General features: G+C 67.3%; 11 protein-coding genes. 6 read left to right on the top strand and 5 right to left on the bottom strand.

The window, feature by feature from the left end; genetic code table 11:
* Positions 1–305 precede the first annotated feature (305 nt).
* Entirely contained in the window at positions 306–830 is a 525-nt protein-coding gene (locus ENE75_RS23870) for a M67 family metallopeptidase (protein WP_158289076.1), read from the top strand.
* Here ENE75_RS23870 and ENE75_RS23865 read toward each other — a convergent pair.
* On the bottom strand, positions 827–1,366 hold the full coding sequence (locus ENE75_RS23865) for a 3'-5' exonuclease (protein WP_233259257.1): 540 nt from the start codon (positions 1,364–1,366) through the stop codon (positions 827–829). The two genes, ENE75_RS23870 and ENE75_RS23865, sit on opposite strands and share 4 nt — an antisense overlap.
* 431 nt (positions 1,367–1,797) lie before the next feature.
* Between ENE75_RS23865 and traN the strand changes: the two genes are divergently transcribed.
* From traN to ENE75_RS23840, 5 genes are all read left to right on the top strand, one after another.
* A complete protein-coding gene (gene traN / locus ENE75_RS23860; RefSeq protein ID WP_128201431.1) occupies positions 1,798–4,215 on the top strand; it encodes a type-F conjugative transfer system mating-pair stabilization protein TraN in 2,418 nt (805 codons plus the stop codon).
* Positions 4,212–4,625 carry a hypothetical protein gene (locus ENE75_RS23855; protein WP_199232405.1) on the top strand — a complete coding sequence of 138 codons (414 nt, stop codon included), beginning with the start codon at positions 4,212–4,214 and terminating at the stop codon, positions 4,623–4,625. Before traN ends, ENE75_RS23855 begins: the two co-directional genes overlap by 4 nt.
* Positions 4,622–5,533 (top strand): conjugal transfer protein TraF, encoded by a 912-nt coding sequence (traF, locus tag ENE75_RS23850; protein ID WP_128201429.1) that lies wholly within the window; start codon positions 4,622–4,624, stop codon positions 5,531–5,533. The genes ENE75_RS23855 and traF overlap by 4 nt, the downstream gene beginning before the upstream one ends.
* Positions 5,534–5,580: 47 nt before the next feature.
* Positions 5,581–7,035 (top strand): conjugal transfer protein TraH, encoded by a 1,455-nt coding sequence (locus tag ENE75_RS23845; RefSeq protein ID WP_128201427.1) that lies wholly within the window; start codon positions 5,581–5,583, stop codon positions 7,033–7,035.
* 76 nt (positions 7,036–7,111) lie between these two features.
* Positions 7,112–9,889 carry a conjugal transfer protein TraG N-terminal domain-containing protein gene (locus ENE75_RS23840; protein WP_128201425.1) on the top strand — a complete coding sequence of 926 codons (2,778 nt, stop codon included), beginning with the start codon at positions 7,112–7,114 and terminating at the stop codon, positions 9,887–9,889.
* Here ENE75_RS23840 and ENE75_RS23835 read toward each other — a convergent pair whose 3' ends face one another.
* From ENE75_RS23835 to ENE75_RS23820, 4 genes are all read right to left on the bottom strand, one after another.
* Positions 9,890–10,207, bottom strand: a complete 318-nt coding sequence (locus ENE75_RS23835; RefSeq protein WP_128201423.1) for a hypothetical protein — start codon at positions 10,205–10,207, stop codon at positions 9,890–9,892.
* A 103-nt stretch (positions 10,208–10,310) separates the two neighbouring features.
* Positions 10,311–11,576, bottom strand: a complete 1,266-nt coding sequence (locus tag ENE75_RS23830; protein WP_128201421.1) for a tyrosine-type recombinase/integrase — start codon at positions 11,574–11,576, stop codon at positions 10,311–10,313.
* A 199-nt stretch (positions 11,577–11,775) separates the two neighbouring features.
* Positions 11,776–13,029, bottom strand: a complete 1,254-nt coding sequence (gene icd / locus ENE75_RS23825; RefSeq protein ID WP_128201419.1) for an NADP-dependent isocitrate dehydrogenase — start codon at positions 13,027–13,029, stop codon at positions 11,776–11,778.
* 177 nt (positions 13,030–13,206) lie between these two features.
* Positions 13,207–14,940 (bottom strand): carboxylesterase/lipase family protein, encoded by a 1,734-nt coding sequence (locus ENE75_RS23820; protein ID WP_233259256.1) that lies wholly within the window; start codon positions 14,938–14,940, stop codon positions 13,207–13,209.
* Positions 14,941–14,947 lie beyond the last annotated feature (7 nt).

Below are 14,947 nucleotides of genomic sequence, written 5' to 3'. Positions count from 1 at the left end.
GCGCTGCTCGGCCGCTTCGGGCTACGCCCTGCGCGTCCGAGCAGCGCGATCCATCGTGCCTGGGTGGGTCAGATTTACTTCGGCGACAACCCGGCAAAGTGGGTCAGATTTACTTCGGCGTTGACAAGTCCTGGACATCATCGACGGTGCGGCCGCTCTGCCAAAGGTGTGGTCGCGCATTCGCTCTCGCGAGTTCTTCGACAGCCTTCCAGTTCGAAGTGAGCCGCGTACAGTGGTGGCAGTCCTGGGCTCTGCGAGCGGCGCGATGGAGATTGAACGCAACTTCCGCGATGTCATCGAGCCCGATGGCGACTGAGCTGACCTACCACTTGGCGGGCGCGAGCTGGTCCTTGGTGCTTGAGGCAAGCGTAGTCAGTTTCCTGATGGGGCAGGCGCAGCGCGGCCGCACGTCGCGCGAGCGAATCGGCCAACTCTACTCACGGGACCTGTCTAGTACCCGTATCGTGATTGACGCGGCCACTCAGCTTGAGCCGCTTCAATCTTCATACGCCAGGGTCACGTTCGACGCGCAGCGAATGGCTGCTGAACGCAGGACGCAGTTCGAGCGTGGCCTGCACTTTGTTGGGCTTTGGCATACACATCCGGAGCCCGAACCCGTCCCCTCTGAGCTGGACCGCCGTCTCGCGGAGGACCATGCAGGTGCAGCTTCGGACATGCGTGCCGGCATCGTGTTCATGATCGTCGGCAACCTGAGGTCCTCCCGGAGCCTGCGCGTGTGGGTGCAGGAGTCTGCATCCCCGAGTGCCAGGCTTGAAGGGCGGCTTCTTCCGATGGAGCAGGTGCCGGTCGAGGCAGCTCAGCGAGGCTAGCGACTAGAGATGCTGCGAGTCAGGCGAAAGAGCTCAGCCTGATACAAGGCGTCCTCAAGCGCATCGTGCGTCCCGGTGCGCTTCGGACTCAGCCGCTTGGCCATCTTGCTTGAGCCCGTCTGGTCCCAGGTGCACCCGGTTGCGCCCATGTACAGCGCCTTGATGTCCAACGCAGTGAATCCGAAGGGGTTGTCACCCACGAAGCGGTGAAAGTAGTAGTTGACGAAGCTCCAGTCGAACGGAGCGTTCAATCCGACAAAGACTGCCTTCGTCCCGTCCTGCGTGGCTTGAGCGATCCACTCGCCAAACGCAGCCATGGCTTCAGCCGGGGGCTGGCCAGTGCGCTCGAGTTCGTCAAGTGAGAGGCCACTGACGCTCATCGCTTCCGGCACCGCGTTTCGGTTCAGCGGCTTGAGCGATGCCGCAAAGGTCGTCGAGTCATCATCGACCAGGCAAGCACCGATGGTCAGCAGGCTGTACTCGCCGGGGATGGGGCCGGAGGATTCGATGTCGACCGAGATGTACTTCTCGCGCATGCATTTCAGCATACCAACAAGCCTGGCGGGAGTGAGAAAGGGGCAAGATCGCGGGTCGATCAGAGGCCCAAAGGTCAAAGCACCTCAGCCCTACACCCGTTGGTACGGGCGACGACCGTCGCTGCCGGCGATCCACCAGAAAAGGGGTCATCGGAGCCGTGGCGGCGAAGGAAGGCAACCGCGGCGCTGCTGTTGTTCGATCGGCCGAGTCGAGCGGCCGCTGTTGGCCGTCTGTGTGAGTAGCTCAACTGTTTGCCAACGGCCGGTCTCAACGCGGTGCAGCCAATCGCCAAGGCCCACCTAGCCAGCCTCGAAAACCCACTCTCTGACCCACCGTTTCCCCGAGACACCGCCCGGACTGCCCCTGACCATGGGGCGTGCTTCTCCCCACCCCGCCCGCCCCCAGTAGCCACTGCCCTGCTCCGACGCCATTGACGGCGAGCCGCGCCTCGCCGTGGCGCCGCCTCGTCGCCTGCATCACCGCCGCCTGCTTCCTGACGACGCAGACCGCCGCCGTGGCCGGTCCGCACGAGGAAGGTGTCGCCGCCGGCCAGGCCGCGAACCCAGTGGCCCGCGGCAACGTCACCACCCCGGGGGCCACCGCCGTGGTCCCGGGCTACACGACCACGCCACCGGAGCGCAGCTACTACCGCCAGCCCAACCTGTCGTCACAGGGCAACGCGAGGCTGTCTACCTGTGCACTGACCCCCTCCGACCCGCTCTGCCAGGCGCAGCGTGGCGCCTTCTCCTCGGCCAACACGCCGCGCCCGACGATCGGCGCCGATGACCCAGCCGTTGCCGCCGCCCGCGCAATCGGCCGCACGCCGTCGGCCGAGCTGGGCAGCCTGGCCGCCTACTACAGCGGGTGCACCACCACGGTCACCCCGGTGCCCGCCGGCATGCAGCCACGCAGCTGCCTGCGCTACGTCGGCGTCGGCAACTACAGCTGCAGCCGAAGCCTGACCGTCAGCACGACGCGGACCACCAGCTGCAACCCGGGCGACTGGTTCGCCCACGCCGGCTCCGGCCGCACGGGTCTTGACGTGCAGTGCCTGCCCGACCGCGCCGTCACCGCGCAGCACTTCCGCGTCACCCACGACGGCAATCCGCTCAGCTTCTTCGACGTGGACATGACGACGCCGGTCGTCTTCCCGCAGATCGTGTCGGTCATTGACACCACCTACTCGATGATCGACGGCCAGCCGATCCGCACGGCCGTCTGGGTGGCTGACAAGAGCTGCAGCGGATCGACCTGCAGCCTGACTGCGATGGTGGCCCCGGAGCGCGCCGAGGTCTGTACAGGTGGCGGCGACTCCGGCTACAGCTGCACCAGCGTCGAGCCATTCCGCAAGGTCTACGCCGCCTGCCGCGCCGGCACGCAGAGCGGCGACAACATCCAGGACACCATCTGCCAGGGCGACAGCGGCTGCACCACCGCCGCCCTGGACGGCACCAAGTGCTACGCGCCCGCTCCCGGCTGGACGCCCTACGCCGGCATCGACATCACGGGCACCGTGGCCGGTACCTACTGGAACATCGACGCCGACCGGGCCGTGATCGGCTGGGCGCCCAACCCCGCCTTCGGCCCGATCCCGACGATGCGGCTGTCCTACACGCGGCCAGCCACCACCGTCACCGAGACCGACCGCTGGGACGACCAGTGCCCGACCCTGGACGCCGGTGGTCGCTGCACCACCACGACGCCCGCCGTCTGCACCGATGGCCCGGCAACCAAGGTCGTCGACGGCGTGGCCGTCACCCGCGACTGCTGGGAGTACCGGAGCACGATGTCGTGCAGCGGCGGCGCGTCGGCCGACCAGTGCGCGCCGCTGGTGACCGCGGGATGCACGCCGCAGTCGTCGACCTGCCGGCAGACCAACGCCCTCACCGGCGTGTGCGAGGTGTTCGAGGACGGCTACAGCTGCCCCGTGCCGGCCGCGACCGTCACCACCAGCAGCAACTGTCCGACCAACGTCTTCTGCCTGAGCGGCAACTGCTTCGACATCGGCGCGCCGAACGACCCCGACTCTGCGCGCAGCATGTCGATGCTCGAGGCCGGGCGCGAGGCAGGCATCTACCTGGACGCCGACCGAATGCAGGTCTTCAAGGGCGAGGAGAACCGCTGCCGCGACCGCCTGCTGAAAAACTGCTGCTACGCCGACGGCGCCGGCGCCGGCATGACGAACCAGAGCATCTTCGGCGGCGGCTCGCGTCTGGTCTTCGACGTGCTGATGAACTCGCAGAACCAGCAGTTCATCTACCAGGGCATCTCGGCGCTGCTGATGGGCGGCGGCTTCAGCGGCACGTTCACGACCTATGGCGTGACGGTGGCGGTGAATGGCGCCGCCCTGCCCGCCGGATCGGTGGCCGTGTATGCCGGGGACAGCCTAGTCGTGGCCTTCGACCCTTGGACGCTGGCCATCGCGGTGATCATCTACATCGTCCTCTCGATGATGTCATGCAACGAGGACGAGGGGAAGCTGGCGATGAAGGAAGGCGCCAGGCTGTGCCACACGATCGGCACCTGGTGCTCATCGTGCTTCCGGGTCCTGGGCGTGTGCGTGTCCTGCGTCGAACACACCACCTCGAAGTGCTGCTTCAACTCGATGCTGGCGCGCATCGTCAATGAACAGGGCCGCGCGCAGATCGGCAAGGGCTGGGGCGGCGCGCAGAACGCCGACTGCTCCGGCTTCACCGTCGCGCAGCTGCAGACGCTCAACTTCGCGGCGATGGACCTGTCGGAGTTCTACGCGTCGCTGGTGCCGACCCTGCCGAATGTCAACGCGCTGCAGGCCGGCAGCGCCAGCCGCGTGCCCACGTGCTACTACGGCCAGGGGAAGTGCCAATGAAGGCCATCACCGTTCTGCTCGGCGCCGCCTGCGCCTTGTTTGCCAGCACTTCCACGGCTCAGGAACGACTGCCCGTCCGCGATGCCAATCAGCTGATGCTGTCGGCCCTGGACGCACCCGACGGCAAGGCCCACGGGGTCCTGGTGGGCGAGGTCGCCGAGGCGATCTCGAAGCGCTTCAACGCCACGACGCCGATCTACATCGACGTCAGCACCGAGAAGCGCTACGCCCAGCCAGGCTGCAGTCGCCTCAACGTGCGCTTCTGGCAAGACGGCGTGCAGCTGCCCAACTACGGCGCTGGCGGCGTGCAGGCACCCCGGCGGCAGACCATCGACTTCGGCATAAACTACTGCCGCGACGGCCAGCCGCCGCGGTCGCCCGTCTTGATGGACATGAGGCGGCGCCCATGACGCTGCGCCGCCCTGCCTCGCGCCAAGCTCGGCTCGCACTCTGTCTCGTTGTCATGCTTGGCAGCGGGACGGTCACCCTGGCGCAGCCGCAAGACCCCGGACGGCCCTACTGGTCCGACAACTGGCGCGGCTGGCACTTCTACGAGGAGCCGGAGATCCCGCCGCCCGAATCTCCGGCTTCCGCACCGCGGCAGCCCGCATCGGCATCGAGCGCCGCCATCGCACCCCGGCGTTCGCCCCCCAAGCCCCCCGAGATCGTCGAGTTCGAGCGCCTGCAGAAGGCCCTCGAGGAGCGCCGGCACATCGCCATCATTCGGCCGACCGAATCCAACGTACGCCGCTACATGGAGCTGGAGGCCCAGGTGGTGTCGCGCGCATCCACCTTCGCCGACGTGGCGCAGCGCATCGCATGGGCCAGTCCGGAGCTCGACCCCACGCTCCAGGGACGCCCGGTGAACGCGAAGGCGCTGGAGGTGTTCGACCAGCTTCAGACGGCCCAGCGCAGCCAGTCCATCAGCGCCCTGGGTCGCGACCATGTCCTGTTGTTCTTCTTCCGCAGCGACTGCCCCTACTGCCATGCCTTCGCGCCGACGCTCGAGGCCTTTCAGGCCAGGCACGGCATCAAGGTGGTCGCGATCAGCGTCGACGGTGGCCCGATTCCCGGCTTCGCGGATGCCCGGCGGGACAACGGGATCGCCACCACGCTGCAGGTGAGCCAGGTTCCCGCCGTCTACCTCGCCCAGCCCTTCACCGGAAAGATCACCCCGATCGGCTTCGGCGTGCTGTCCGAGGCGCAGCTGGTCGAGCGCATCTCGATGGTCGCGGCCTCACCCGACAGCGCCGCCACACCGGTCCTGGGCGGGACTGGCGGCCTGCAGGCCCAGGCCCGCTTGACCCATCAGCGCTGAGGCGGTTAGCCCGTACCAGCGCAGACAGAAGGCCAAAGGAGCCCCCGATGAAGCGTACCGACGCCGACCAGTCCCTGCACCGCGCTGTGGTGGTCGCCCTGTGTTGCGCGGCGCTCGCCGTGGGTCCCGCGCCACTGCGGGCCGGTGACCTGAACGCCGAGGTGAACAACATGTTCAACAGCCTGGGCGCCATCGGCAACTACACCGCACCGGGCGCGTTCCGCGGCCAAACCTTCAACACCTACACCGGTGGCAGCCTGTTCATGCGGGCGCCGAACAAGGTCTACCAGCTCGCGGCGATCCAGTTTCCGAGCGCCCGCGCCGGCTGCGGCGGCATCGACGTGTTCGGCGGCTCCTTCTCGCACATCTCGGCGGCCGAGTTCAAGAACATGCTGCGTAACATCACGGCCGCGCTGCCGGGCATCGCCTTCCAGCTCGCGCTGGAGTCGGTCTCGCCGCTGCTGGGCGGGTTGACCAAGTGGGCCAAGGGCCTGGAGACCTGGATCAACAACGCGCGCATCAACTCCTGCGAGACCGCAAAGGCCATCGTCAGCACGGCCGCCGAGGCGGCAGGCTTCAGCTCGCAGGAGGCCTGCTCCGACCTGGCCATCGAAATGGGCCTGGAGACCGATCGGGATGCCGCGCGCCGCCGCTGCGCGACCGACCGCCCCGGCATCCTGGCCTCGGCCCGATCCTCGGGCGACGCCAACATCCGCAACAAGGCGCCCTTCGTCGGCAACCTGACCTGGAAGGCACTGCAGCGTACCGGCACCTACCTCGACGACCAGGAGCGCGAGCTCATCATGAGCATCGTCGGCACAGTGATCTTCTACCCAGAGGATGCGGCGCGCGACCCCGAGCCCGTGGCGCCGACGATCACCTCGATCAGCCAGCTGCTGTACGGCCAGGCGGCGGGCACCGGCACCAACGTCACGCAGCACCTGCTCCGGTGCAACAACTACACCGACTGCGACGTGGTGACACTGAACACCAGCTACACCCACACGCCCTTCACCGCCCGCGTCGAGACCATGATGCGCTCGATCGCCGACAAGATCGCCACGCGCACGGCGATCCCGAATAACTCGGCCGAGGTCGGCTTCGTCAACCAGACCACCGAGCCGGTCTACAAGATGCTCTCGATCGGCGCGACGATCCCCGGTTCCGGACTGTCCGACAGCCTGATCGCCCAGTACCGCGACGTGATCGCAGCCGACTACGCCTACGTCTTCCTGGAGCGCAACCTGCGCGTGGGCATGGCAGCCCTCGACAAGGACTACACCCTTCAGCAGACCCAGCGGGATCGCGCCAACCTGGTGAGGCAGCGGGCCCAGGCCATGCTGCTGCAGTTGTCGCAGGAGAAGAACCTGCTGTACCAGAAGGTCGGCTCGTTCCGGGCGGTGTCCAGCCACCTGGAGCAGCTCGAGCGGCAGCTGCGGTCGAGCATGCCCCAGCACGTGATGGACATGCTGGGGCAGCAGGCGGCCTTCCAGGCCCGCTGACACATCAGTCGGCAGGACTGTTGCCTCAGGCGCCGCGCCGGCAACCCGGAGGCGGGCCAATCCCCAGGAGCGACGCATGTGGGAGATCTACGCCTACCAGAACGCCGACAGCCTGTTCGGCATCTTCAACGCTGCGGCAGCCATCCACGGCTCTGGCGACTATATGGCGGCGGTCGCCGCCGTGGCCTTCTGCGGGTTCATCGCGGCGCTGGTGGCCTACGCTTTCGCGCCCGAGAAGCTGCAGGGGTGGAAGTGGCTGGCCACGGTACTGCTGGTGTTCTCCGTCCTCATCGTGCCGAGGGTGACTGTGGGCGTCGTCGACAAGACTGGCGGATCTGCCGTGAAGGTGGTGGCCAACGTCCCGTTCGGCGTCGCCTTCCTGGGCAGCGTCACCAGCACGGTCGGGCACACGCTCACGGGCCTGTTCGAGACGGCCTTCCAGGTCATCCCGGGTGTCGGCGCCCTGCCAAGCGAACTGAGCTACGCGAAGAACGGCCTGATGTTCGGCAACCGCCTCATCCGGGAGACCGGAGGCGTCGCCTTCCAGGATCCGAACTTCCGCACGGACCTGGTCAACTTCATCCACAACTGCACGATGTACGACCTGATCGACGGCACGGTCGATCCGGGTACGTTCTCGAGCTCGGACGACGTGTGGGCGCTGATGGCATCGCCCAACCCGGCCCGCTTCACGACCCTGACCAGCGCCGGCGGCTCGATCACCGTCGACACCTGCCCGAACGCCTACACGAACCTCAACGGCCGGCTGCCGGCGCAGCTGACTCGCATCCAGGGCAAGCTCGCCTTCCAGCTCAATCCGACGCTACCGGCGGCGGCCGCCAATGCCGCCATCGCCGGGCAGATCCAGCAGGCCTACCTGAAGAACAGCATCGCGACCGCGGCCGCGACGGCGGCCGACCTGATCCGCCAGAACGCGGTGCTGAATGCGATCAACGACACCAGCAACATCATCGGTCAGAAGGTGAACGACCCTGCGGCCATGGTGCTGGCCGTCGGGCGGGCGCAGTCCGTGGCGCAGCAGAACGCAGCCTGGCTGAACGCCGGCAAGGTCGCCGAGCAGGCGCTGCCGGTGTTCCGCAACGTGATCGAGGCCATCACCTACGCGCTGTTCCCCCTTCTCGTCCTGCTGATGCTGCTGACCAGCGGGCGCGAGACCATGCTAGCGTTCAAGGGCTATGCGGCGGTGCTGATCTGGATCCAGCTCTGGCCACCGCTGTACGCCGTGCTCAACTACATGGCGTCGATCTACGCCGTCTACGACCTCGCGGCGGCGGCTGACCTGGGCAGCGGCGCCAAGGCCCTGTCGCTGCAGACGGCATCGACGATCTACTCCCGGGCGATCTCCGGCGAGGCCGTGGTCGGCTATCTGGCGATCAGCATCCCGTTCATCGCCTGGGCGGCGCTCAAGCGGATGGAGACCTTTGGCACCGCGCTGGTGGGCGGTCTCTCAGGCCTGCAGTCGATGGTGGCCGGCGCCACGGCAGGTGCCGCCGCGGGCAATCTGAGCATGGGCAATGTCTCCATGGACCAGATCCGGCTCGCGCCGAACCGGACGTCCGCGTTCATGAGCAACTGGCAGAACGACATCAGCGGCAACACCTTCTCGTCGAACATGCTGACCGGCCGGACCGCCGTCAGCCTGCTGCGCAACCAGGGCTACGCGTCCCGGGTCGTCTCGATGCGCGTGAGCGAGCAGGATGTCCAGGACGCCAGCCGCCAAGTCGACGCAGCCCGAAGCGAAGCCGTTGCCGCCAGCACCGAACGTTCGGCGGTGCTGTCCGAGGCATTCACCAAGGGCTTGGCAAAGCTGAAGTCATCGCGAAGCAGCACGGGGTCTACATCCAGCAGCTTCGAGCAGTTGGGGCAGACGCTGAACCGGTTGGACCAGATCACGAGGAGCGTCGCCGACAGCACGGGGATGAGCCAGTCGCAAGTCGCACGAATCGCTTTCGGCGCCTCTGGTCATCTCGGTGTCTCCACACCAGTTGCCGGCGCTCGAGCAACTGCCAACGCAGAGAAGGGATACCTGGCGGGGCTTTCGGCAGACCAGCAGAGGGTACTGGGCGCCTTGACCTCGGAGCAGTTGGCCGAGTTCAAGCAGTTCGGCGACCGAGTGTCCCGCGACTCAAGCTTCGCGTCGGTTGTCGCATCTGACGCCCGCGAGGCACGGGAACTGTCTTCACGCTTGAACTCGAGCTCTACCCGGAGTTCGCGCGCCGAGGCCGGTCTCTCAGATCGGAGCGCCTATGCGGAGCGCGTGAGCGCAGCCTATGAACGGGGTGAGGTGATCGCGCTCGACATTGCCCAGGACCCGCACAACCTCGCCATGTTCACACGGTACGCCGAGCAGTACGGTGGCACGAGTGCCGCTGCCCGTGCCCTGATGGAGGCCGAGCTTGCCAGGCAGTCACTCGGACCGAACCGGACCCTCTCTGACGGTACTGCCGTGCCGCTGTCGTTTGAGTCCCTCAGGACCCAGCATGCACGGCAGGCCAGTCAGCTGGCAGAGGGCCCAGACATCGAGAGAGCGAAACGCACCGGTGATGCTGCAGTCGCTCGCCAGCCCGGTCTACCAGCTGGCGCAGCCCCTCCACAGAGCATGCCTGACACAGTCCGTGACGCAGTTTCACGGCGCGGCCAGGCGATCCGCAAAGGCGTTCAGCAACAGAGCGGCGCGTTGGGCTCTGCTGCGGACTCGGGGCGAAGCGAGGACGGAACACTGGTCGCGGGGCAATCACTGCTCAAACGCGCCGCCAAACAAGTAGCTGCAGATGCCAAAGAGTCCGCCGAGGGCGCAGCCGATGCGGTGAAGGACCTTCTGAAGCGAAGGTAGTCATGCCAGCCGGTCCGGGTCGTGGATGTGGTAATCCGGCGGCCGCAACGGCGGCTTCATCAGCGGCGGCTGGCCCCTGTCTCGCCAGTAGTTGGCCGCAATGTCGGCCGTCGAAGTTCCCATCCCGGGAATGGAGTCGTCCAGCTCCGAACGACCCTTGGTGCCGGATCGATGAGTCAGCGCACCTCCCACCGCGGCTCCGACCAGTGCGCCGATCATGGACAGCACGACTCGCGTGGCCCAATCGTCCTTCATGGAGGCCAGTAGGCCAGCCGCGCAGCCAAGTAGAACTAGCGCAACGAAGATGGTCTTTCGCATGGGGGTTGTGACAGTCCAAGGCAGAACCAGTGCCCTGGCGCAGCGTACTACTCGATCTACCGCACAGCCAGAGGCCCGTTTCAAGTTGCGACAGTGCTCCGTCTCAGGCGGCTGCAGTTGTCGAGTCCCTTGCTTCAGCGACTGTCGACCCGTGGTGGGCAGCTTGAGCGAGCCTGTCTATCTGATCCGCGAGGTACTGAAGCGCACGCCGCCGCTCGTCAGCCATCTCATGATGGTGATACGCGGCCGTCACCTTGTTTCGCTCGGCATGCGCCAGAAGCAGCTCGACCACCTCGCGGCTGAATCCGTGCTCGCGAAGCAGCGTCGCCGCCGTGCCTCGGGTCCCGTGGGGCGAGAAGTCCGGAACGCCGAAGTCGAGTCGCTTGAAGAAGTGGTTCAGCGTAGCGTCGCCCAGCGGCACCGCGGCACGAAGAACCGACGGGAACACGTATGCCTGCGGCTCCGACCCGAACGCCTTCAGCAGCCCGAGGAGTTCGAGTGCCTGCCGGGACAGGTAGACACGGTGCGGCGCCTTCATCTTCATGCGCTCGGCCGGGATGTCCCACTGGGCCCGCTCGAGATCGAACTCGCGCCACCGAGCGCGCAGCACCTCTGACTTGCGGCACATCGTGTACATGAGCATCCGTGTGGCACCGATGGTCACGAAGTGCGCGCCCTGTTTCGCCACCGACCGCCAGAAGGCTCCGAGTTCTGGCTCGGTCAGATGCCGGTGGTGCTCGGCAGCAGGCACCTCGATCACGCCTCGCAGTGGCAAGGCCGGGTTGACCTCGACCAGCAGTTTCTGGATCGCGTAGTTGTAGATCTGCTGGATGTGTTGCCTGACGCCTTCCGCTGTCTTCGGCGTGGCTCTCCGAGCCTCGATGATCTCCAGGACGTCCGCCGGGCGAACGGCGCTGAGTGGCTTGCTGCCGATCCCAGGCCACACGAACCTCTCCAGTCTTGACTCGACCTGGCGTCGGTAGGTCTCCGATTTGGTCGCCAAGCGCTCCCGGATCCAGCGGCGCGAGAACGACTCGAAATCGTCGCCAGCCGCTCGTGCTTCTGCAGATCGCTCGCGCCGTGCACTCTCTTGCTGCCGACGGGCATCGAGCGGGTCGATGCCACGCTCAAGCATCGCCCGCATCTCAAAGTGCCTCTCTCGAGCATCGGCGACGCCGACCTCCGGGAACTTGCCGATCGTGATCTCTCGGCGGCTTCCGCCAAATCGGTACTGGTAGCGCCAAGTCTTCAGCCCTGCGGCGCTGACCTCGACGAACAAGCCCCCACCGTCAGTGAGCTTATACAGTCGTGAGCGTGGCTTCGCGCTGCTGATCCGGGTTGGGGTCAGGGAGTAGTTGCAGAGTCTCATGTAGGGTCTCACAAGGGCAGTTGGCGGCCCCTCCAAATGGAGGAATCTGGAGGGTTTTTCTCCTCTCCACCCGCCTTTAGGTACGCCAAAAGGGCGGGATTTCGTGGTCTGCCGTGAGACGTGCTGAAAAGACGAAGCCCCTGATTTCTTCAACAAAATCAGGGGCTTACGGGGCGTCATGGGACGCCGTGGAGCGAGGTCACATGTGGTCGATCATCACCTGCCCGAAGCCCGAGCAGCTGACCTGCGTGGCACCGTCCATGAGGCGCGCGAAGTCGTAGGTGACCTTCTTGCTGGCGATGGAGCGCTCCATGCTGGCGATGATGAGGTCGGCCGCCTCGGTCCAGCCCATGTGGCGCAGCATCATCTCGGCGCTGAGGATCTCGGAGCCCGGGTTCACGTAGTCCTTGCCCGCGTACTTGGGCGCGGTACCGTGGGTGGCCTCGAACATCGCGACGCTGTCGCTCAGGTTTGCACCCGGGGCGATGCCGATGCCGCCCACCTGGGCCGCCAGGGCGTCGGAGACGTAGTCGCCGTTGAGGTTCAGCGTGGCGATCACCGAGTACTCCGCCGGGCGCAGCAGGATCTGCTGCAGGAAGGCGTCGGCGATGCTGTCCTTGATGACGATGTCCTTGCCGGTCTTCGGGTTCTTGAAGCTGCACCACGGGCCGCCGTCGATCTCGACCGCGCCGAATTCCTTCTTCGCCAGTGCGTAGCCCCAGTCACGGAAGCCACCCTCGGTGAACTTCATGATGTTGCCCTTGTGCACGAGCGTGACGCTGGGCTTGTCGTTGTCGATGGCGTACTGGATGGCCTTGCGCACCAGGCGCTCCGTGCCTTCGATGGACACGGGCTTGATGCCGATGCCGCTGGTCTCGGGGAAGCGGATCTTCTTGACCCCCATCTCCTCGATCAGGAACTTGATGACCTTCTTGGCCTTGTCGGTCTGCGCCTCGTACTCGATGCCGGCGTAGATGTCTTCGCTGTTCTCACGGAAGATGACCATGTTGGTCTTCTCCGGCGCCTTCAGCGGGCTGGGCACGCCCTTGAAGTACTGGATCGGGCGCAGGCAGACGTAGAGGTCGAGTTCCTGGCGCAGCGCCACGTTCAGGCTGCGGATGCCGCCGCCCACCGGCGTGGTCAGCGGGCCCTTGATGCTGACGACGTAGTCGCGCACGGCGTGCAGCGTCTCTTCCGGCAGCCAGACGTCCGGGCCGTACACGCGCGTGCTCTTCTCGCCGGCATAGACCTCCATCCAGTGAATCTTGCGCTTGCCGCCGTAGCTCTTGGCCACCGCCGCGTCCACCACCTTCAGCATCACCGGCGTGATGTCCAGGCCGGTGCCATCGCCCTCGATGTAGGGAATGATCGGCTCGTCGGGAACGTTCAGCGAACCGTCGGCATTGACGCTGATCTTCTGCCCGGCTGCGGGCACCTTGATGTGCTGGTACATGGACGCTTGTCTCCAGGGGGCGAGGGGGTCTCGCCGGACGCGAAAGATTCTACGGCGGACGCTGTCGGACGCCTGACAGATTGCACGGTTCGGACGGTCATTCCACATGACGGAAGCACGCCGAGAGGCCCGGCGCGCGCTGGCGCATGTCGCGGACCCGCCCGTCCCGCACCACCCTCAGATTTCCATGCCCGGACGGAAGGCCTCGGGGGCGGCGTCGACACCCAGGGCCCGTGCCCAGGCGGCGTACTCCGCGGCGCTGCCATGGCCCTCGAACAGCGGCGACCACAGCAGCATGCGGGCGTAGATGCGACACCGCCAGTGGGGCGGCCACGCGGCCTCGAGCAGGCCCTGCTTGATCTCGGCCATGCGGCGGCGAAGTGCGGCCATGCGCAACCCGCCGCCGCGCGGGGTGTCGATCTGCAGGCTGTCGGCGCCCTCGCCCGTCTGACGTCGCGGCCACGTCGCGCCGCCGGGCAGGCGGGGCACGCCGTCGCGCGCGAAGCTGGTCCAGGCCTGCCCCATGGCGGCGGCCACGGCCCCGCGGCCAGGCCGGTTGCCGCGGGTGAAGACCTTGAAGAGGTCCATCTCGCCGGCGAGGTCACGGAAGACAAAGGGCATCTCCATCGCGTGCGCGGCGCCCAGCAGCAGGTCCGGCCGCACGAAGGGCACGGCTGGCGCCTCGTCCCAGTCGAAACGGTAGGTCCAGACGTCGGCGTGGCCGCCGGCGAGCATGGCGTCGGCGGGCGCGTCCACATGCAGTGCCCGCCAGGCGGCGGACAAGGTGGACGTCTCCGCCAGGTAGGCCGCCCGGTTGCGCAGCAGCGGCAGCTTCCCGCCCAGCAGTCGCACATGCTCGGGTTTGTCGGCCACGAAGGTACGGATCTCGTCGCGGTTGCTGCCCAGCAGCACCGGCATGCGGTTCCAGCGGCCCGACGCGAACACCTGCGCGAGCGGTTCCATGGGCAGCACGACGCCGTCGCGCGCGGGCCGCGGCGACAGCGAGATGCCGACGCTGCCGGGTCGGCACGCGCCAAGCAACTGCGCCGGCGTGCAGCCACGCAGGAAGGCGGCCTCGTCGGCCGGCCCGGGCTCCCCTCGGTCGACCGCGGCCTGGCGGACGCGCCGGGTGACCTCCAGTGCGCCGCAGCGGCGGCTGTCCAGCACGGCGCCGGGCTCACCATGCACGGCTGCGTCGAACGCAAAGGTCTCGGCCACCGGCGACTGCGCGATGGCACGGTGGAAGAGCCCCGCAGCCAGCGGGCTGGCCAGCAGCAGCAGCACGCTCTGCCCGCCGGCCGATTCGCCGAATACGGTGACCCTGCCCGGGTCGCCGCCGAACACGGCGATGTGTTCGCGGACCCAGCGCAGCGCGGCGATCTGGTCGAGCAGGCCGAAGTTGCCGGACCGTTCCTCGGGCGTGGCATCGGCCGCGAGCGCCGGGTGGGCGAACCAGCCCAGCACGCCCAGGCGGTAGTTGATCGTGACCACCACCACCCCGTCCTCACGGGCAAGGTTGCGGGCCACGTCGTAGGTGGCCGAGGTGCCCACCGACAGCGCGCCGCCGTGGATCCACACCATCACCGGGCGCGGCTCGCCGCCCGGCGCGGGCGCAAAGACATTCAGCGTGAGGCAGTCCTCGTCGCCCACCACCTGGCCGTGCTGCGCCGGCGGCAGGCCGGCGAGCAGGCCGCCCACCTGCGGCGCCATGGCGCCTTGGGCCAGCGCGGGCCGCTCGCCGGCCCAGGGCGCCACGGGCTGCGGGGCGCGCCAGCGCAACGCCCCCGTGGGTGGAGCGGCGTAGGGCACGCCGCGCCACGCCAGGGTGCCGTCGGGCTCGCGGCTGCCAACGACGAGGCCACCGGCCACGGCGCGGCGGGTGGAGGGATCGGCGCTACGGTGCTCCGGCACGATCGAT

Source organism: Rubrivivax albus, from assembly GCF_004016515.1.
Classification (GTDB): domain Bacteria; phylum Pseudomonadota; class Gammaproteobacteria; order Burkholderiales; family Burkholderiaceae_C; genus Rubrivivax; species Rubrivivax albus.
This window is presented reverse-complemented; position numbering and strand designations above follow the sequence as displayed.

Coding starts and splice junctions, on each gene's coding strand:
- ENE75_RS23870 (WP_158289076.1), top strand. CDS start 306: ATGGCGACTGAGCTGACCTACCACTTGGCGGGCGCGAGCTGGTCCTTG.
- ENE75_RS23865 (WP_233259257.1), bottom strand. CDS start 1,366: ATGCGCGAGAAGTACATCTCGGTCGACATCGAATCCTCCGGCCCCATC.
- ENE75_RS23855 (WP_199232405.1), top strand. CDS start 4,212: ATGAAGGCCATCACCGTTCTGCTCGGCGCCGCCTGCGCCTTGTTTGCC.
- traF (WP_128201429.1), top strand. CDS start 4,622: ATGACGCTGCGCCGCCCTGCCTCGCGCCAAGCTCGGCTCGCACTCTGT.
- ENE75_RS23845 (WP_128201427.1), top strand. CDS start 5,581: ATGAAGCGTACCGACGCCGACCAGTCCCTGCACCGCGCTGTGGTGGTC.
- ENE75_RS23840 (WP_128201425.1), top strand. CDS start 7,112: ATGTGGGAGATCTACGCCTACCAGAACGCCGACAGCCTGTTCGGCATC.
- ENE75_RS23835 (WP_128201423.1), bottom strand. CDS start 10,207: ATGCGAAAGACCATCTTCGTTGCGCTAGTTCTACTTGGCTGCGCGGCT.
- ENE75_RS23830 (WP_128201421.1), bottom strand. CDS start 11,576: ATGAGACTCTGCAACTACTCCCTGACCCCAACCCGGATCAGCAGCGCG.
- icd (WP_128201419.1), bottom strand. CDS start 13,029: ATGTACCAGCACATCAAGGTGCCCGCAGCCGGGCAGAAGATCAGCGTC.